Source organism: Mesorhizobium sp. DCY119 (assembly GCF_003590645.1).
Classification (GTDB): domain Bacteria; phylum Pseudomonadota; class Alphaproteobacteria; order Rhizobiales; family Rhizobiaceae; genus Mesorhizobium_M.
This window is the reverse complement of record NZ_CP031834.1, coordinates 1959827-1979006: the sequence shown is the minus strand read 5'-3', so window position 1 is coordinate 1979006 and position 19180 is coordinate 1959827. Positions and strand designations below refer to the sequence as shown.

General features: G+C 61.5%; 15 protein-coding genes and 1 riboswitch. Of the genes, 12 read left to right on the top strand and 3 right to left on the bottom strand.

Going from position 1 to position 19180, the window contains the following annotated elements; translation table 11 throughout:
* The first annotated feature begins 1 nt into the window (after position 1).
* The 9 genes from DZG07_RS09600 (at position 2) to secD (ending at position 11138) form a co-directional block, all read left to right on the top strand.
* A complete protein-coding gene (locus DZG07_RS09600) occupies positions 2 to 1096 on the top strand; it encodes an ABC transporter ATP-binding protein (protein WP_091912966.1) in 1095 nt (364 codons plus the stop codon).
* Positions 1097 to 1099: 3 nt separating this feature from the next.
* Entirely contained in the window at positions 1100 to 2020 is a 921-nt protein-coding gene (locus tag DZG07_RS09595) for an ABC transporter permease (protein ID WP_091912968.1), read from the top strand.
* Positions 2013 to 2819: an ABC transporter permease gene (locus DZG07_RS09590; protein WP_091912969.1), complete on the top strand. Its 807-nt coding sequence runs from the start codon at positions 2013 to 2015 to the stop codon at positions 2817 to 2819. Before DZG07_RS09595 ends, DZG07_RS09590 begins: the two co-directional genes overlap by 8 nt.
* A gap of 40 nt (positions 2820 to 2859) precedes the next feature.
* Positions 2860 to 3894 (top strand): extracellular solute-binding protein, encoded by a 1035-nt coding sequence (locus DZG07_RS09585; protein WP_091912971.1) that lies wholly within the window; start codon positions 2860 to 2862, stop codon positions 3892 to 3894.
* A gap of 131 nt (positions 3895 to 4025) precedes the next feature.
* Complete coding sequence (locus DZG07_RS09580; protein ID WP_119816398.1) at positions 4026 to 5453, top strand: amidase; 1428 nt, start codon at positions 4026 to 4028, stop codon at positions 5451 to 5453.
* Positions 5454 to 5523: 70 nt separating this feature from the next.
* Positions 5524 to 6720, top strand: coding sequence for a serine hydrolase (locus DZG07_RS09575; protein WP_119816395.1), 1197 nt, complete (start codon positions 5524 to 5526; stop codon positions 6718 to 6720).
* A 26-nt stretch (positions 6721 to 6746) separates the two neighbouring features.
* On the top strand, positions 6747 to 7934 hold the full coding sequence (locus DZG07_RS09570) for a serine hydrolase (protein ID WP_119816392.1): 1188 nt from the start codon (positions 6747 to 6749) through the stop codon (positions 7932 to 7934).
* Positions 7935 to 8090: 156 nt separating this feature from the next.
* Entirely contained in the window at positions 8091 to 8504 is a 414-nt protein-coding gene (locus DZG07_RS09565) for a hypothetical protein (protein WP_133304734.1), read from the top strand.
* Positions 8505 to 8600: 96 nt separating this feature from the next.
* Positions 8601 to 11138: a protein translocase subunit SecD gene (gene secD / locus DZG07_RS09560; protein ID WP_119816386.1), complete on the top strand. Its 2538-nt coding sequence runs from the start codon at positions 8601 to 8603 to the stop codon at positions 11136 to 11138.
* 100 nt (positions 11139 to 11238) lie between these two features.
* Here secD and DZG07_RS09555 read toward each other — a convergent pair whose 3' ends face one another.
* From DZG07_RS09555 to glpD, 3 genes are all read right to left on the bottom strand, one after another.
* Complete coding sequence (locus DZG07_RS09555) at positions 11239 to 12453, bottom strand: MFS transporter (protein WP_244537828.1); 1215 nt, start codon at positions 12451 to 12453, stop codon at positions 11239 to 11241.
* 147 nt (positions 12454 to 12600) lie between these two features.
* On the bottom strand, positions 12601 to 14442 hold the full coding sequence (ilvD, locus tag DZG07_RS09550; protein ID WP_119816383.1) for a dihydroxy-acid dehydratase: 1842 nt from the start codon (positions 14440 to 14442) through the stop codon (positions 12601 to 12603).
* A gap of 278 nt (positions 14443 to 14720) precedes the next feature.
* On the bottom strand, positions 14721 to 16244 hold the full coding sequence (gene glpD, locus DZG07_RS09545) for a glycerol-3-phosphate dehydrogenase (protein WP_119816380.1): 1524 nt from the start codon (positions 16242 to 16244) through the stop codon (positions 14721 to 14723).
* A 181-nt stretch (positions 16245 to 16425) separates the two neighbouring features.
* Positions 16426 to 16573: riboswitch (FMN riboswitch) on the top strand.
* 77 nt (positions 16574 to 16650) lie between these two features.
* On the opposite strand from glpD, the gene DZG07_RS09540 reads away from it, so the two are divergent.
* From DZG07_RS09540 to DZG07_RS09530, 3 genes are all read left to right on the top strand, one after another.
* The gene (locus DZG07_RS09540; protein ID WP_091912991.1) at positions 16651 to 17124 is read left to right on the top strand and encodes a 6,7-dimethyl-8-ribityllumazine synthase; all 474 of its coding nucleotides are present in this window, start codon (positions 16651 to 16653) and stop codon (positions 17122 to 17124) included.
* A gap of 164 nt (positions 17125 to 17288) precedes the next feature.
* Complete coding sequence (locus tag DZG07_RS09535) at positions 17289 to 17984, top strand: XRE family transcriptional regulator (RefSeq protein ID WP_119816377.1); 696 nt, start codon at positions 17289 to 17291, stop codon at positions 17982 to 17984.
* Between the two features lies 1 nt (position 17985).
* Positions 17986 to 19065, top strand: coding sequence for an extracellular solute-binding protein (locus DZG07_RS09530; protein WP_119816374.1), 1080 nt, complete (start codon positions 17986 to 17988; stop codon positions 19063 to 19065).
* The last annotated feature ends 115 nt before the right edge of the window (positions 19066 to 19180 follow it).

The following is a 19180-nucleotide window of genomic DNA, read 5'->3' as shown; positions in this document are numbered from 1 at the left end:
CGTGCCGGACAAACCGGATAGGAATGCGATTGAAGTTATTGGGGTCAGTAAAATTTTCGGAACGGGTGAGGCGCGGGTAGCCGCGCTGGACAACGTTTCGGTACCGATCCGCGAAAATGAGTTTTTCACCCTCCTCGGCCCATCCGGATGCGGCAAGACCACGCTGCTCCGGCTGATTGCCGGGTTTGATTTCCCGACCGACGGGCAAATCCTGCTTTATGGCAACGACATCGCGCCGCTGCCGCCCTTCAAGCGACCGGTCAATACGGTCTTCCAGAACTACGCGCTGTTTCCGCACATGACTGTCGCCGAAAACATCGGCTTCGGTCTCCAGATGCTGGGCAAACCGAAAGCCGAGATCGATGCGCGCGTCAGCCAGATGCTCAAGCTGGTGAAGATGGAGGCGCTGGCAAAGCGGCGAACCAGCCAGATTTCCGGCGGCCAGCAGCAACGCGTTGCCCTCGCCCGCGCGCTGGCCCCGCAACCCAAGGTGCTGCTGCTCGACGAGCCGCTTTCGGCGCTGGACTACAAGCTGCGCAAGGAAATGCAGATCGAGCTGAAGCGTCTTCAGAACGAGACCGGCATTACCTTCATCTTCGTCACGCACGACCAGGAAGAAGCGCTGACCATGTCCGATCGCATCGCCGTAATGTCGGCGGGCAAGATCCTGCAGGTCGGCACGCCTTGGGACATCTACGACAAGCCGGCGGAACGTTTCGTCGCCGACTTCATCGGCGAGACGAATTTCCTCATCGCAAAGATCGACGGCGTCGCCAACGGCAAGGCTAAGGCTACGCTCAAATCGGGCAAGACGATCCCCGCGACCGTCGCCGAAGGCTTCACGCCAAAGGGAGAAGCCACGATCGTCGTGCGGCCCGAACACGCCAAGGCAGTCAAGGGCGCGGGCGAGCTTTCGGGAACGGTGGAAAACATCGTCTATTTCGGCACCGACACGCATATCCTTGTCCGGCTTGACGATGGCGACCTCTTTACCGTGCGCCAGCAGAACAGCCGCAGCGCATCCTGCGGCTTCGAAGAAGGTGAGCGCATCGGCGTGTCTATCTCGGACGACGCGGCCCAGGTTTTGAAAGACTGAACCATGGCAACCGCACAAGAGACTGCCGAAAAGGCTGAAAGCGACGACATCCGCACGCGCTGGCTGTTGTCTGCTCCCGCGTTGCTGATCATCTTCTTTGCCGCGATCGGGCCGCTGTTCATCGTGCTCGTCTATTCCTTTCTCGCGCCGGGCAATTACGGCGACGTGAAGTGGCAATTTTCGACCGATGCGTGGATGAACGTGCTGTTCGAACGCGACATCTTTGACGACACACTTTCATTCGCAAAGGCGAACCTGTCGATCTTCACGCGTTCGATATCGCTGTCGCTGCTGACGACGATATTGACCCTGATCTTCGGTTTTCCGACCGCCTATTTTATCGCCACCCGCCCCGAGGGACGACGCGAGATCTGGCTGTTCCTGATCACCATCCCGTTCTGGACGAACCTCCTGATCCGCACCTTCGCGATGATGGAAGTGCTGCGCAACGAGGGCCTGATCAACTCGCTGCTGCGGTTTCTCGGCCTCACCACCGCACCGATCCAGTTCATGTATACCGACTTCGCGGTGCTGGCCGGCATGACCTATGTCTACCTGCCGCTGATGGTGCTGCCGCTTTATGCCAGCATGGAAAAGATCGACTTCCGGCTCGTCGAGGCCGGCTATGATCTCTATGCGAGCCGCATGCAGGTGCTGCGCCGCATCATCGTGCCGCTGGTCAAGCCGGGCATCATCGCCGGCTCGATCCTCGTCTTCATCCCCTCGCTCGGCGCCTATGTCACACCGCGCGTCATGGGCGGCGGCACCAATCTGATGATCGGCAATCTCATCGAACTTCAGTTCGGCCAGGGCCGCAATTGGCCGCTGGGCGCCTCGCTGTCCATCACCCTCATGGTGATCGTCATGATCACGCTGATGTTCTATGTCCGCAACGCCAGCAAGACGGGGGCCGGACATGGCTAAGCGAGCAACGTTCGACATCCGTCAGCAGACCGGCTTCACCACCGTCGCGATGATCTGCTTCTTCCTGCTCTACCTGCCGATCGTGACGTTGGTGGCCTACGCCTTCAACGACAACGATTCGGTCGCCATCTGGAAAGGCTTTTCGCTGCGCTGGTTCTACTCGGCGTGGAACAACACCCAGGTCATCGATGCCTCGATCCGCTCGTTCCAGATCGCCATCGCGGCCGCCCTGATCGCGACCGTCGCTGCCACCATGGCAGCACTCGCCACGACCAGAACCAAGCCCTACAAGGGCCTGACCTTCAAATATGCCTTTATCAACCAGCCGCTGATGGTGCCGGAAATCGTCACCGCCGTGGCCTTGCTGGTGTTCTTCTCGCGCATCAAGATCTGGACCGGCTATTCCGGCCTCGGTTACCTGATCGCGGCACACACCGCCTTCTGCATCCCCTTCGCCTATCTGCCGATCCGCGCCCGCCTGGAAAACATGGACCTGTCGCTGGAAACGGCCGCAGCCGATCTCTACGCCACGGGCTGGAAAACCTTCCGCTATGTGACGCTGCCGCTGCTGTGGCCGGGCATTCTCGCCGGGCTGATGCTGGCCTTCGTCGTATCACTCGATGACGTGGTGATAACGGAATTCGTCAAATCGGGCGGACAGGACACGCTGCCGACCTACATGCTCGGTCAGCTCCGGCGCATCGTGACGCCGGAAATCAATGCGATCTCGACAGTCTTCCTGCTGCTGTCGGTAGCTATCGTCACAATCTTCTTCATCATCAGCAGGAAGCGGGCCTGAAGCCGCAGAACGGCCGGCCCCCAAAATGGGAGTACTACGCATGAACTGGAAATTGACTGCGACGGCGGTAGGGCTGTCGTTGCTGGCCTCGGCGGGCATGGCGCGCGCCGAAGGCGAGCTCAACATCTACAACTGGGGCAACTACACCAGCCCCGAACTGATCAAGAAATTCGAAGAGCAATTCAAGGTCAAGGTTACCGTCACCGACTACGATTCCAACGACACCGCACTCGCCAAGATCCGCCAGGGCGGCCATGGCTTTGACATCGTCGTGCCTTCGGCTTCAGTGATGAATGTCTGGATCGACGAAGGCCTGCTGCTCGAAAGCCGTCCCGATCAGATGGAGAATTTCAAGAACATGGACCCGAAATGGGTCGATGTGCCATTCGATCCGGGCCGTCATTACTCGGTGCCGTGGCAGTGGGGCACCACCGGCGTGACGGTCAACACCTCGGTCTATTCAGGCGATCCGAACACTTCGGCAATCTTCATGGACCCGCCCGCTGAACTGGTCGGCAAGGTCAATGTTGTGCCGGAAATGAGCGACGTCATGGCGCTCGCCATCCACTATGTCGGTGGCCAGCAGTGCACCGGCGACAAGGAAGTGCTGAAGAAGGTTCGCGACACGCTGGTCGCAGCCAAGCCGAAATGGCTGTCGATGGACTATGGCAACGTCGACCGTTACGGCAAGGGCGATATCGCTGCCGGCGTCAACTGGAACGGCGCTTCCTTCCGCGCTCGCCTGCAGAACGACAAGATCGTCTACGGCTATCCGAAGGAAGGCTACCCGATCTGGATGGACAACGTCGCCATTCTCAAGGACGCCAAGAACACCGAAAATGCCAAGCTGTTCGTGAACTTCATCATGGACCCCGAGAACGCGGCCATGATCTCGGCCTTCGCGCGCTATGCAAACGGCATCAAGGGCTCCGAAGCCTTCATGCCTGAAGACATGAAGACCGCGCCCGAGGTGAACATCCCGGCCGAATTCGCCGAGAAGGGCGAGTTCAATATCGCCTGCCCGCCTGACGTGCAGACGATGTACACCAAGATCTGGACCGATCTTCTGAAGTAGGTGCTATCAAGGGCCCTGGCGGAAAGCCGCCGGGGCCTTTTGAACCAATCAAGAGATTTTTCGATACCAGCCCGCGTCCGGACACCGTCCGGCGATCGACGGGCCGTGGACACGAAGGAGGTGTGTCTATCATGAGCGATCTCGACCTTTGCTATATGCCGGCAAGCGAAGCCCTGAAGCGCTTCAAGGCCAAAAAGCTTTCGCCCGTCGAACTGATGGAAGCGGTGATCAAGCGCGCCGAGGCGACCAAGGACAAGGTCAACGCCTTCACCAACACGCATTTCGACGAAGCGATGGATCTGGCCAGGAAGGCTGAAGCCAAATACGCCAAGGGCAAGAAGACCGGGGCGCTCGAAGGCCTGCCCGTCGGCATCAAGGACGAGAGCTACATCAAGGGCAAGCCGACCACCGGCGGCTCGCTGATCATGAAGGATTTCGTCGCGGATTCCTCCTCGACCATGAACGAGCGCGTCATCACGGCCGGCGGCATCGTCCATGCGCGCACGGCAACGCCCGAATTCTCCTGCGCGGCCTATACGTGGTCGCGGCTGTGGGGCGTCACCCGCAATCCATGGAACACCAAATTCACGCCGGGCGGCTCCTCGGGCGGCGCCGGCGCGTCGCTCGCCTCGGGCACGTCGTCGATCGCCACCGGCTCCGACATCGGCGGCTCGATCCGCATCCCGGCCTCGACCTGCGGCGTCGTCGGCTACAAGCCGCCCTATGGCCGCAACCCGGACGATCCGCCCTTCAACCTCGATTTCTACTGCCACACCGGCCCGCTGGCGCGCACGGTCGAGGACGCCATCCTGCTGCAAAACGTCATGACCGGCCCGAGCCCGCTCGACATCGCCTCGCTTCGGCCGAAGCTGACGCTGCCGACCAAATTCAAGCCGATCAAGGGCTGGAAGATCGGCTATTCGATGAATCTCGGCGGCTTCGAGGTCGATCCGGAAGTCGTCAAGAACACGAAGAAGGCGCTCGATGTATTCCGCTCGCTCGGCGCTGAGGTTGAGGAAGTCGATCTCGGCTGGGGGCCGGAAGTGCTGGAAGCCGGCATGGCCTATCTCAACCATTTGTTCGGCGCGTTCCTGTCGAAGCTGCTACCCGAGCATGCCGACGAGATGACCACTTACGCCCGCAAATTCGCCGAAGACGGCGCAGGGTCCAAGGCGACCGATTTCGTCAACAGCCTCGAAGTAGCCGGCCGCATGTATATGACGCTCGGGCCGCTGCTGGAAAAATACAATGTGCTGATCTGCCCGACCACGGCGCTGCCGGCGGTGCCGGCCGACCACGACCAGTCGAAGGACGAGGTCAGGATCAATGGCAAGCTGGTCAATCCTTCGCTCGGCTGGGTCATGACAACGCCGTTCAACACGATGAGCCGCTGCCCGGTCCTGTCGGTGCCGTCCGGCCACGCGAAGAACGGCGTGCCCACAGGCATCCAGATTGTCGGCCGCACCTATTGCGATGAGGACGTGTTCCGCGCCGGCATGGCCTATGAAAAAGCGGTCGGTGGCTGGTACGGCGAAAAGGCCAAACGGCCGAAGCTATAACCATCGGAACACCCAAGTTGGAGAGGCCCCGCAGGAGACGCTGCGGGGTTGCATTTCCGTGGAGCATTGAATGACGTCCTATCGCAACAGCGACCCCGCCCCTGCCATCATGCAGGGCTCGCCGCCGCAAATGGTGCCACCCAGGCTCGACTGGGACCGCCCGCCATGGAACCGCTGGTCGTTCCAGCACATCCGCGAAATCCTGCCGACGGTCGAGGTCTGGCGCGGCAACGGGCCGGCGCGCGAGTTTGCGCGCAAGGAGGTCGAGCTTGACGATGTGCCTACGGTGGACAGCACAGGTGCTGCAACCACCCTCGCCGGCCATCTCGACGAGACGTATACCGACGGCTTTCTGGTGCTTAAGGGCGGTACAATCGCCTATGAGCGCCACTTCAACGGCATGACGCCGCGCACCCTGCATCTGTCGCAGTCGATGGCGAAATCGGTCACGGCGTCCGTTTTCGGCATTCTGGTCGGGCGCGGCCTGATCGACCCCGCGGCACCGGTTACCCGCTATCTGCCGGAGCTCGAGGAAACCGGCTGGCGCGGCGCAACGCTTCAGCATGTGCTCGATATGACGACCGGGGTTCGCTACAGCGAGGAATACACCGACCGCTATTCGGACATGGGCCAGACGGATGTCGCGGCAGGCTGGAAGCCGATCCCGCCGGGCAGCGACCCTGCCTTCAAATGGCCGACGCATATCTGGGAACAGATCCTCGGCCTCAAGGAGACCGAGCGTCCGCACGGCGAAAAATTCGTCTACCGCTCGATTGAGACCGACGTGCTTGCCTTCACCATGGAGCGGGTCACCGGCAAGCGCCTGGCACAGCTGGTGTCGGAGGAGCTGTGGCAGAAGATCGGCGCCGAAGAGAGCGCCTGCTTCACCGTCGATCGCGCCGGCTACGCGCTGGCCGATGGCGGCTTCAATGCGACGCTGAGGGACTTTGGCCGCTTCGGCCAGACGATCCTCGAAAATGGTGGCGGCATCGTTCCCCCCGCCTGGATCGAGGCAACCAGAAACGGCGTGCATGGCCCGTTGTTCAGCGAGAGCCTTCCCGGCGGCTCCTATAAGAACCAGTTCTGGCTCGAAGATGCCAAGTCGCGCACGCTGATGTGCCGGGGCGTGTTCGGACAGCTCATCTATATCAACTGGGACCACGACATGGTCGTCGTCAAACTGTCGACCTACCCGGATTTCGCCAACAGCGCCTATTCAGTCGCCACGCTTAAGGCCATCCACGCCATCGCCGCCGCACTCGCCTGAAATAAGAACTTTCCCGAAGGACCATCATGACCACCCCGACAGCATTCGAAAACAAATTCGGTTTTCCCCGCTCCGACGTTACCCTGGAGAACTGGCGCACCGAACCCTACAATCGCTGGTCGTTCCAGAATGCCGGCGAACTGGTGCGGAGCGCCGAGATCGAAGTCGCGGAAGCTGCTCCCGAAGCGCCAGCCGGCGACCTCGAGGATTTGCTGGCCGAAAAAGTCACACTCGAAGGCAAGCCGGAAACCATCGCCGCATTCCTCAATCGCTCGCATACCGACGCCTTCCTGGTCATGAAGGGCGGCAAATTCGTCGGCGAATACAATGCCCCGCATATGAAGCCGGCGGGTCGCCACATCATCTTTTCGATCAGCAAGTCGCTGACGGCCATCCTTGCCGGAGTGGTCCAGGCCGACGGCTTGCTCGATCCTTCGGCCCCGGTCACGACCTACATTCCCGAAGCCAAGGGCTCGGCCTTCGGCGACGCGACCGTCCAGCATGTGCTCGACATGACGGTGGCGCTCGATTTCGAGGAACTCTACCTCGATCCCGAAAGCGCCTTTGCCCGCTATCGCCGCGCTATGCTGTGGAATTCTGCACGGCCGGGCGCTCAGGAGACGCTGCCGGCTTTCCTGTTCAGCCTCCCCAAGCTCGCCGGCAAGGAACATGGCGAAATCTTCCGCTACCGCTCGCCCTGCTCCGATTTCCTCGGCATCATCGTCGAGCGCGCTTCCGGCCGGCGCTATACCGACCTGATGAGCGACCGCCTGTGGGCGCCGCTCGGCGCCAAGCTCAGCGGGCAGATCACGGTAGACGCCGTAGGCACGGCCCGCGCGGCCGGCGGCGTCTCGGTCTCGGCACGCGATCTCGCCCGCGTCGGCGAAATGATGCGCTGCGGCGGCACTTTCGAAGGCCGGCGCATCCTGCCCGAAAGCTGGGTCGAGGACACGACGACCGGCGGCGACCGCGAAGCCTGGCGCAAGGGCGATTTCTCGTTCCTGCTTCCCAACGGCAGCTACCGCAACAAATGGTACCAGACCGGTTATGCCGGCGGCGCCTTTTGCGGCATCGGCATTCACGGCCAATGGCTCTATGTCGATCCGGCCACCGAAACCGTTCTGGTCAAGATGTCGTCACAGCCGTTTCCGGTGGATGATGCGCTCGACAAGCAGGCGCTGGCTTTGTTCGAGGCGGTTTCGGCGCTTGTTTAAGCGATACATTCGTCGGTTTCGAAGAAATCGGGCTGGAATTCTAATCTGTGCGCCCAAAAATACGCAGGGTTGGTAGTTTCGCCGCAATGGTGTAGGAGCAGGCGCCGTCGGATGATACAATTTGCCGGCGCAGACACCGAAGAATGACGTTGCACGATGACCTCTAGCAAGCCCGGCAGAACGCCAAGGCGCGGATTTTCTTCCGCCGCCTTGCTGTGGCTTGTCGTAGCGCTCGCGGCAGCACACGGTTTTCTCGGCGCAAATTCGCCGGTGCGCGCCGCGCGGCTGCTTGCTGATGGCATGGCTGCATCAGGCCAGGGCGCCGGCACCCCGAGCGGTGACCGGTCCGGCGCGGCCAACCCGCAGCGCCTTGTGGCCATCGCTGACTGGCGCGGCCTGGCGCTGAAATCCTTCCTCGCCGGCAGCGACACCGGCCCGGCCATAGTGCCTGCCATGCAATGGCAGGTCACCGCCAGCCTGCATGCCGGCCTCCTGGATCGCATCCCGGAGAGTTTTCGCGGGACTGCCACGACAGTCCTTCGCGCACGAGCGCCACCGCAGGCCGCGTAAGGCATACGCCTTCCGCTCCGAAATGAATTTCCGAACGCGATCGCGTTTTGCCCGGTCAATCCAACGCCGGCATTGCGCGCAGACAGGACCAGAACAATGAGAACATCAAAATGGGTGATAGGGGCGTATACCTTTATCGTCCTCATCGGCGTCATCGCCGCCCTTCCCAACATGTTTACGCCGGCACAGCTCGCCATGCTGCCGAACTGGCTGCCCAAGCAGCAGATCACCCTCGGCCTCGATCTTCAGGGCGGCTCTCACCTCGTTCTTGAAGTGGACGCCAACGCGCTGAAGACCGACCGTCTGCGCTCATTGCTGGACGATGCCCGCGGCGCACTGCGCAACGAGCGCATCGCCACACAGTCGGCCCGCGTTGCCGGCGACGCCGTCGTTCTCACCATCACTGACGACGCCCAGCGCACCAAGGCGCTGGAGGTCCTGCAGAAGCTTGCGGTGCCGGTCAGTGCGACCGGTTTCGGCGGCGGCACTGCCGACATCGACGTAGCTTCGGCGCAGAACCAGATCACCATGAAGCTCACGGAAGCCGGTCTGCGCGATCGCCTCGACGCGGCACTCCAGCAGAGCCTGGAAATCGTGCGCCAGCGCGTCGACCAGGTCGGCGTCGCCGAGCCCACCATCCAGCGCGTCGGCTCCGACCGCATGCTCGTGCAGCTTCCGGGTCTTCAGGACCCGACACGCCTGCGCGAACTGCTCGGCAGCACGGCCAAGATGGAATTCCACATGGTCGCCAACAATGTCGAGCAGGGCCAGCCCGTGCCTCCCGGCGTGACCATGCTGCCGGACGCCAAGACCAGCCAGCAATATCCGATCGAAGATCGCGTCGCATTGAGCGGCGAGCGCCTGACGGATGCCCGCGCCGGCTTCGATCAGCGTACGCAGGAGCCGATCGTCTCCTTCCGCTTCGACAGCGTCGGCGCACGCCAATTCGCTGAAATCACCACCGCCAATGTCAACCGCCCCTTCGCCATCGTGCTTGACGGCAAGGTGCTGAGCGCACCGGTCATCCGCGAGCCGATCACCGGCGGTTCGGGCCAGATCAGCGGCAGCTTCACCGTGGAAGACACCACCGTCCTCTCCGCCCTGCTGCGCGCCGGCGCCCTGCCCGCGCCGCTGACTGTCATCGAGGAACGCACCGTCGGTCCCGATCTCGGCGGCGACATCATCCGCATGGGCGTCTACACCGGCATCGCCGGCTTCCTGCTGGTCGTGATCTTCATCGTCGCGCTCTACGGAGCGTGGGGCATGATCGCCAATTTCGCGCTGCTCCTGCATCTGGTCCTGACCATCGGCGCACTCGCCATGATCGGCGCAACACTCACCCTGCCCGGCATCGCCGGTATCATCCTCGGCATCGGCTTCGGCGTGGATGCCAACATCCTCATCAACGAGCGAATAAGGGAAGAAACCAAGAAAGGCATGAGCGCCTTCGCAGCGCTCGACCACGGCTTCAAGCGGGCCTACTCGACCATCGTCGACGCCAACGTCACATCGCTGATCGCCACCAGCCTGCTGTTCATGTTCGGCTCGGGTCCGGTGCGCGGCTTCGCCATCACCATGATGCTCGGCACCTGTATCTCGATGTTCACCGCCGTGGCCATCGTGCGCGTCATCATGGCGTCGGTGGTACGCCGCCGCAAAATGAAGACGATCACCATCGAACCGCTTATCCGCTTCTTCCCGGACAAGACCTCGATCAACTTCATGAACGCCCGCTATTTCGGCATCCTGGTTTCGGTGCTGCTGTCGCTGGCCTCCATCGGACTGTTCTTCAAGCCGGGCCTGAATTACGGCATCGACTTCAAGGGCGGTATCCAGGTCGAGATCACGACCTCACAGCCGGCCGATCTCGCCCAGCTCAGAAGCACGCTCAGTGACCTCAACCTCGGCGAAATCGCACTCCAGAACATCGGCGGCGAAAGCAATGTGCTGATCCGCGTACAGCGTCAGGAGGGCGGCGAGACGGCGCAGACTGCCGCAGTGAACGAGGTCAAGGCTGCGGTGCAGAAGCTCGATCCCGGCGTGAAGTTCGAACGCACGGAAGTCGTCGGACCCAAGGTCTCCGGCGAGCTGGCGCGTTCCGGCGTGCTCGCAGTGGTTCTGGCCGCGATCGCGATGCTCGCCTATATCTGGTGGCGGTTCGAATGGAACTTCGCCATCGGCGCGATTGCGACACTTATCCTCGACACGACCAAGACCATCGGCTTCTTCGCGCTGTTGGGGCTTGATTTCAACCTGACGGCCATCGCCGCGCTCCTGACGATCATCGGTTATTCGGTGAACGACAAAGTCGTGGTCTATGACCGGATGCGTGAAAACCTGCGCCTCTACAAGAAGATGCCGCTGCGCGAAATCATCGACATGAGCATCAATCAGGTGTTCGCGCGCTGTATCTACACCTCGGTCGCGATCCTGCTCTCGATGCTGCCGATGGCAATCTGGGGCGGCAGCGCCGTGGAGAACTTCGCCATTCCGATGGTGTTCGGCGTTATCGTTGCGACAACGTCGTCGATCTTCATCGCAGCACCCATCCTGCTGTTCCTCGGCGACTGGTGGAAGCGGACGCATCCGGATCGCGAGCTTACAGCGTCGAAGGCGGTTGCCGCCAAGGGCTAAGCGCCCAACGAAAAAGCGGCGCCCTTCCAAAGAAGGGCGCCGCCAAACCTCAAATCGGATTTCAAAGAAAGCGCCGGTCTGCCCGGCGCTTTCTTTTTTGTCAGGCGCCCTGCCCGCGCATTTCCTTTACTGACGGCAGGAAGATCGTCAGAAGGCCGAGCAGAGGCAGGAACGAACAGATCATATAGACGTAATCGATGCCCTTGATGTCGGCGACGACGCCGAGCACCGCTGCTGCCAGACCACCCATGCCGAAGGCAAAGCCGAAGAAGATGCCGGCGATCATGCCGACGCGGCCCGGCACCAGCTCCTGCGCAAAGACGACGATGGCCGAGAAGGCCGAGGCCAGCACAAGACCGATAATGACGGTGAGGATGCGGGTCCAGAACAGGTCGGCATAGGGCAATGCGAGCGTGAACGGCAGGACGCCGAGGATCGAGAACCAGATGACGAATTTGCGGCCGAAGCGGTCGCCGATCGGGCCGCCTGCCACAGTTCCGACGGCCACTGCGCCGAGGAATATGAACAGCAGTACCTGGGCTTCCTGAACCGACACGCTGAATTTATGGATGACGTAGAAGGTGTAGTAGCTCGACAGGCTGGCCATGTAGATGTTCTTGGTGCAGACCAACGTTGCCAGCACGATCAGCGCTATGACCACCTTGCGGCGCGGCAGCGAAACGGCATGGCTGCTTGCCGGACGCTTGGCGTTGGCCACGCGGTAGCGATTGTACCAGCCGCTGACCTGCCACAGCACGAATATGCCGATGAGGGCTGCGATCGAGAACCAGGCAATGCTGTGCTGGCCTTTGGGCACGACGATGAAGGCAGCAAGCAGCGGCCCGAGCGACGAACCGAAATTGCCGCCGACCTGGAACACCGACTGTGCAAGACCGTAACGCCCGCCCGAAGCCATGCGAGCAACGCGGGAGGATTCCGGATGGAAGATGGCCGAGCCGATACCGATCAGGGCCGCGCCGAGGAGCAGGACAGTATAGCTGCCGGCATAGGCGAGCACGATCAGGCCGATCATCGTCGAAGCCATGCCGAGCGGCAGCGAATATGGCATCGGCCTTTTGTCGGTGTACATGCCGACAAGCGGCTGCAGCAGAGATGCCGTGACCTGGAAAGTCATGGTGAGCAGGCCGATCTGCCAGAAATCGAGGCCGTAGCCGGTTTTCAGCATCGGGTAGATGGCCGCCAGAAGCGACTGCATCACATCGTTGAGCAGGTGGCAGAAGCTCACCGCTAGCAAGATGGCATAGACTGTACTGTCTGCTTGGACGCGGCCTGCGGTCGCCGTGGTATCGGTCACGATGGTTCTTCCTGAATTTGGCCAGCCGAGTACAGCCGGCGCGTGCGGGCGCAGCGCCTGCAAGCGTCTCATAGACCCGCTCGGGGATTACGTCTTAGGTCAGACGGCGATCTTCCCATGGGGCAGATCGCCATCCGGTTTCTGGGTTCAGCGCTCGCCGAGATCGCGCACTGCGCCACGATCGGCAGAGGTTGCGAAGGCCGCATAGGCTTTGAGTGCGGTCGTCACCTTGCGCTTGCGCTGCTCGCTCGGCTTCCAGCCCTTGGCATCCTGTTCGGCGAGGCGGGCAGCGATTTCAGCCTCGTCGACGCGCAGCGAGATGGTGCGGTTCGGGATGTCGATGTCGATCATGTCGCCTTCACGCACGATACCGATAAGGCCGCCATTGGCGGCTTCCGGCGAGACATGGCCGATGGACAGACCCGACGTGCCGCCGGAGAAGCGGCCGTCCGTGATCAAAGCGCAGGCTTTGCCAAGGCCCTTCGACTTCAGATAGCTGGTCGGATAGAGCATTTCCTGCATGCCCGGTCCGCCCTTCGGCCCTTCGTAGCGAATGACGACGACGTCGCCGGCCTTGACCTCATTGGCGAGGATCGCCTTGACGGACGAATCCTGGCTTTCGAAAACGCGCGCCGGGCCGGAGAACTTCAGGATCGATTCATCGACGCCCGCCGTCTTCACGATGCAGCCATTGATCGCGATATTTCCTTTTAGAACCGCAAGTCCGCCATCCTTAGAGAACGGGTGCTGCGCATCGCGGATGACGCCGTTTTCGCGGTCGAGATCCAGTTCCTTCCAGCGCGCGCTCTGGCTGAACGCGACCTGCGTCGGCACGCCGCCGGGAGCCGCACTGAAGAGCTCGAGTGCTGCCGGATTGTCGGTGACGGCGATGTCCCATTTCGACAGAGCGTCGCCAAGCGTCTTCTCATGCACGGTGGGCAGATCGACATTGAGCAAGCCGGCGCGGTTCAGTTCGCCGAGGATCGCCATGATGCCGCCTGCCCGGTGCACATCTTCCATGTGAACGTCGGACTTTGCGGGAGCGACCTTGGAGAGACACGGAACCCTGCGCGACAGACGGTCGATGTCGTCCATCGTGAAATCGACTTCGCCTTCGTGTGCTGCGGCGAGAATGTGCAGAACCGTGTTGGTCGAGCCGCCCATGGCAATGTCGAGCGCCATGGCGTTCTCGAAGGCACCCTTCGAGGCAATGGTGCGCGGCAGCGCGGTCTCATCATCGCCCTCGTAATAGCGCTTTGCCAGAGCGACGATCCTGCGGCCCGCTTCAAGGAACAGCTTTTCGCGATCCGAGTGGGTTGCCAGCGTCGAGCCATTGCCGGGAAGCGACAGGCCGAGCGCTTCGGTCAGGCAGTTCATCGAATTTGCAGTGAACATGCCGGAGCACGAACCGCAGGTCGGGCAAGCCGAGCGCTCGATGGTCTGGACGTCTTCGTCGGACATCTTGTCATCGGCGGCAGCAACCATCGCATCGACCAGGTCGAGCGCGTGGATCTTGCCATCGGAAAGCACGACCTTGCCGGCTTCCATCGGCCCGCCTGAAACGAAGACGGTCGGGATGTTGAGGCGCAGCGAGGCCATCAGCATGCCCGGCGTGATCTTGTCGCAATTGGAGATGCAGACCATGGCGTCGGCGCAATGCGCGTTGACCATGTATTCGACCGAGTCCGCGATCAGCTCGCGCGACGGCAGCGAATAGAGCATGCCGTCATGGCCCATGGCGATGCCGTCATCGACGGCGATGGTGTTGAATTCCTTGGCGACGCCGCCTGCTTTCTCGATCTCGCGCGCCACAAGCTGGCCGAGATCCTTTAGGTGCACATGCCCCGGCACGAACTGCGTGAACGAGTTTACCACCGCGATAATCGGCTTGCCGAAATCCGAGTCCTTCATGCCTGTGGCGCGCCACAGGCCGCGAGCGCCTGCCATGTTGCGGCCGTGGGTGGTTGTGCGGGAACGGTAAGCGGGCATCGGATTTTTCCTAAGCTAAGCCTTGGACCCCTGACATGGATCGCGGGGATCGTACGATAAAACAAAGATTTACGGGATGCAGCCGATTCATTTTGTGAGCAGCCCACAGCCCACCGAAGGCCCAATTCCGGCAGCAGGATGTGGCGGAATTTCCGCCTCCTGCGCCGCAACCGTACCCGCGGGTACGGTTGTCATAGCGCAAAGCTATGGCCACGTCACTATGCTGGCATGAGATTTTGCCGTCTTTGGTTCAGCCGGCCGGAAAGATGCGGAAATCGCTACTCGGCAGCCGCGTTCTTCGACGTATTGGCGCTGCGCATGAAATCGTCGAGCGCCTGGCGCTGAGCCTCGCTCATATGCAGGCCGCGCTTGGTACGCCGCCACAGCACATCCTCGGCCGTCACGGCCCACTCATGCGCCATGAGGTAGCGCACCTCAACCTCATACAGATCGGCGCCGAAATTCCGGCCGAGGTCGCCCGGCGAAATCGCCGAACCGAGAAGCTTCGATGCCAGCGTGCCGTAAAGCCGTGTCAGCCGACGGGCGTGGGGGCCATCGAGAAAGGGATAGGCCGCCATCAGTTTCCTGACCTGCGCATCAAAGCCTGTCGCAAAGAAATCGCCGCCCGGCAAAGGCGCGCCCGCCGTCCACTCGGCACCACGCTTGCCGAGATGCACCTCGATCTTTTCCAGCATCGATTGGGCGAGCCGGCGATAGGTGGTGATCTTGCCGCCGAAGACATTGACCAGCGGCGCTCCGTCGCTGGTGTCGGATTTCAGGACATAGTCGCGCGTCGCCTCCTGCGCCATCGAGGCGCCGTCGTCGTAAAGCGGCCGCACCGCCGAGTAGGTCCAGACGATGTCCTCGCGCCTGACGGGTGCCGCGAAATACTCGCTCGCCGCATTGCAGAGATAATCGGTTTCGGCCTCGCTGATCTTCACATCATGCGGATCGCCGTCGAAATCCCGGTCGGTGGTGCCGATGAGGGTAAAATCCTCCTCATAGGGAATGGCGAAAATGATGCGCCCGTCCTTGTTCTGGAAGAAATAGGCGCGCGGATCGTCAAACTTCTTGCGGATGACGATGTGGCTACCCTGCACCAACCGAACATTGTGGACATCGTTGCGCCCGACCGCGCCCGCAAGCACGGCATCGACCCAAGGCCCGCCGGCATTGACGATCAGCCGCGCCCTCACCTCCTGCGTTTCGCCCGTCCGCTGGTCCTCGAGGTTGATGAGCCAGTGCTCACCCTCGCGCCGCGCGCTGACCACTTTGGTGCGCGTGCGGATATCGGCGCCGCGATCGGCAGCGTCGCGCGCGTTCAGCACGACAAGACGCGCATCGTTGACCCAGCCGTCGGAATATTCGAATGCCTTGGAAAACAACGGCTTCAGCGGCTTTCCTGCCGGATCGTTGCGCATGTCCAGCGTCTTCGTCGCAGGCAGCAGCTTGCGCCCACCGATATGATCGTAGAGGAACAAGCCGAGCCGGATCAGCCAGGCCGGGCGCAGGCCCTTGGCATAAGGCAGCACGAAGCGCATCGGCCAGATGATGTGCGGCGCCATCTTCCACAGCACCTCGCGTTCCATCAGGGATTCCCGCACCAGCCGGAACTCGTAATGTTCGAGATAGCGCAAGCCGCCATGAATGAGCTTGGTCGAACCTGACGACGTGCCGCTGGCAAGGTCGTTCATCTCGGCAAGGCAAACCGAATAGCCGCGACCGACCGCGTCGCGTGCGATACCGCACCCATTGATACCGCCGCCGATGATGAAGATGTCGTAGGTCGAGGGTTCGGTCACGATTTTCTCCGGCTGGTCGCCGCATTCTCTTCAGTTCCCCACTACCCAATTTTGAACTTTTTCGCAATCGAAACGAGCGTAAAACGAAAATTCTTCGCAAGAAAAACACATGACTGAAAATGCCGGACCCCGCCATCCGGCGGATTGACGGCCACAGGGATTTCACGCCATACAGATTGCGTTAAGTTCTCAGGGCGGGGTGTAACTCCCCACCGGCGGTAAGAGCGAAAGCTTGAGCCCGCGAGCGCTTCCCGGACTTTCCGGGAAGGTCAGCAGATCCGGTTTAATTCCGGAGCCGACGGTCATAGTCCGGATGAAAGAGAACGAACGGGATCATGCCGCCTAACCGCGGACGAAGTCCTGTCTCGTGCGTCCTGATTCTGGTCATTGAACGGAGTAAGGACCCATGAATCAGATATCCCCTCGTGAATTCGAAACCCGCCGCGTCGCCGTCATTCGTGCACGGTGGCATTCAGAAATCGTCGACCAATGCGTCGAGTCTTTCGTCAGCGCCACGCAGGCGCTTTCGAATGGCAAGACAGTTGTCGAGATATTCGACGTGCCCGGCGCACTCGAAATACCGCTCCACGCCAAGCTGCTTGCCGAAACCGGCCGGTTCGACGCCATTCTAGGTACTGCCTTCGTCGTCGATGGCGGCATCTACCGGCACGACTTCGTGGCAGGCACCGTGCTCGACGGCATGATGAATGTTCAGCTTGCCACCGATGTGCCCGTCCTGTCGGCGGTGCTGACCCCGCACCACTTCCACGACAGCGAAGAGCATCGCAAATTCTTCTTCGACCACTTCAAGGTAAAGGGGAACGAAGCGGCGAACGCCTGTTTCCACATCCTCAATGCGCGGGCGATGATCGCGGCGTAAGATTCTGGAATTTCAAGGAAAAATAAAGCGGCGCGAGCGAAGGAAACGCTCGCGCCGTTTCTCTTTTCTGGCCTGTTTAACAAGGATTTTTCGCCGGCATACGAATCCCGCTTGCCATCCAGAGATTCACTTAATAGCTTGTAAAGTGAACCGTGGGGAGACGGATGAAGCTGATCGACGATGAAAGCCCGGCAGATGGCGCCACGTCCAGGACGGAGGCTCGCCGCTCGACAGTGCTGGGGGATCGCGTCAAGACATTCCGCACTGCCCGCCGCCTCACATTGCGCCAGCTCGGCGACCTGACCGGCACCACCGCAAGCTTTCTCAGCCAGCTCGAACGCGGCCTTTCCGGCGCCAACACGTCCACCCTGATGCTGATCGCCAATGCGCTGGGCATCAGCGTCGCCGATCTTTTCGAAGACTCCGGGGTATCGACGCACAAGGTGCTGACACGCGCCGAGCGCCCGGCCCTGCCGGTGAGCGAAGGTTATCGCAAGACGCTGCTTTCGCGTCGTCCGATCCACGATGTCGAAGTCTATTCGGGTGAGTTCGCGGTCGACGGCTCGACCGGCGACCTGCCCTACACCCATGGCAATGCGCATGAGATGTTCCTCGTCCTGCGCGGCAAGCTGCAACTGACGCTCGGCGATGAAACCTTCATCCTCGAGGAAGGCGACAGCATCGAATACGCGACCTCGACCCCGCACAAGACGGTCAATGTCGGCAATGTGCCGGCCGAGGTTTTGTGGATCATCGCGCCCCCGACGAGCGGCGCAGTCGAGCTCGATGAATATGTGCCCCGGAAAAAGCTCGCACCCGGGACGCCAAAACCAAATAGCGGGTCATCGGAGACTGAATAAAATGGGATATAGATCGACATTTGCCGGCATCGCCGGCGCGACCGCGCTTGCCGTTATTGCCGCCGTCGCTCACGCACAGGAAGCACCAGCCGCCGGCACCATCGTGGACGGCTCGCTCAAGGGCAAGACGCTGACCTTCGTTTCCTACGGCGGCATCTATCAGGACGGCCAGGTCGCGGCACTGAAGGAATTCGTCGACAAGTCCGGCGTGACGCTGCTCAATGACGGCCCGACCGAGATCGCCAAGCTGCAGGCGCAGGTCGAATCCGGCAACGTCACCTGGGACGTGGTCGATACTGCTGACCTGCCGCCCTACGTGCATTGCGGCAAGCTGTTCCAGAAGCTCGACCTGACCAAGATCGACGTCTCGCACATCCCAGCCGGACAGGTCGGCGAATGCAGCGTGCCGGCGATGAACTACGGCATGGTTCTGATGTACAAGAACGATGCTTACAAGGATAACCCGCCGAAGAGCTGGAAGGACTTTTTCGACACCGAGAAGTTCCCCGGCATCCGCGCCATCGACGGCAGCGGCGACCCGATCGGCGCGCTGATCGAACAGGGCATCATTGCCGACGGCGGTTCCGTCGAGAACATGACTCCGGCCGACATCGACAAGGGCATCGCCAAGATCAAGGCGCTCGGCCCGGACACGATCTTCTGGAAGACGGGTGCTGAATCGCAGCAGCTCGCCGAATCCGGCGAGGCCGACATGGTCATGATGTGGACAGGCCGCGCCATGACGGCAGTCAAGAACGGCGCGCAGTACACGCCGGTCTGGAACGACTGGATGGTCGTGATGGACCAGCTGACCATCCCGGTCGGCGTCAAGGACACCGATGCGGCCTACGCGCTGATCAACGCCTATCTCGGCAAGCAGGCGCAGGAGATCCTGACCGAGCAGACCTCCTACTCGCCGATCAACGACGAAGCCCAGCCGAAGGTCGACGATTCCGTGGCTGCCTTCCTCACCAACACGCCGGATCGCGTCAAGCAGGGTTACCAGCAGAACATCAAGTTCTGGGTCGCCAACTTCGACGCAGCTTCCGAAAAGTGGACCGCACTCATGGCCGGCAACTAAGCCAGCCCATGCAAGCCTGGAACAGTAAAGCGTGAACCAGACAATCGACACGACAACGGCCGGGGGTTCCGATCCCCGGCCAGCCGGCCGCTCAGCATCCGAGCCGCGCCGCTGG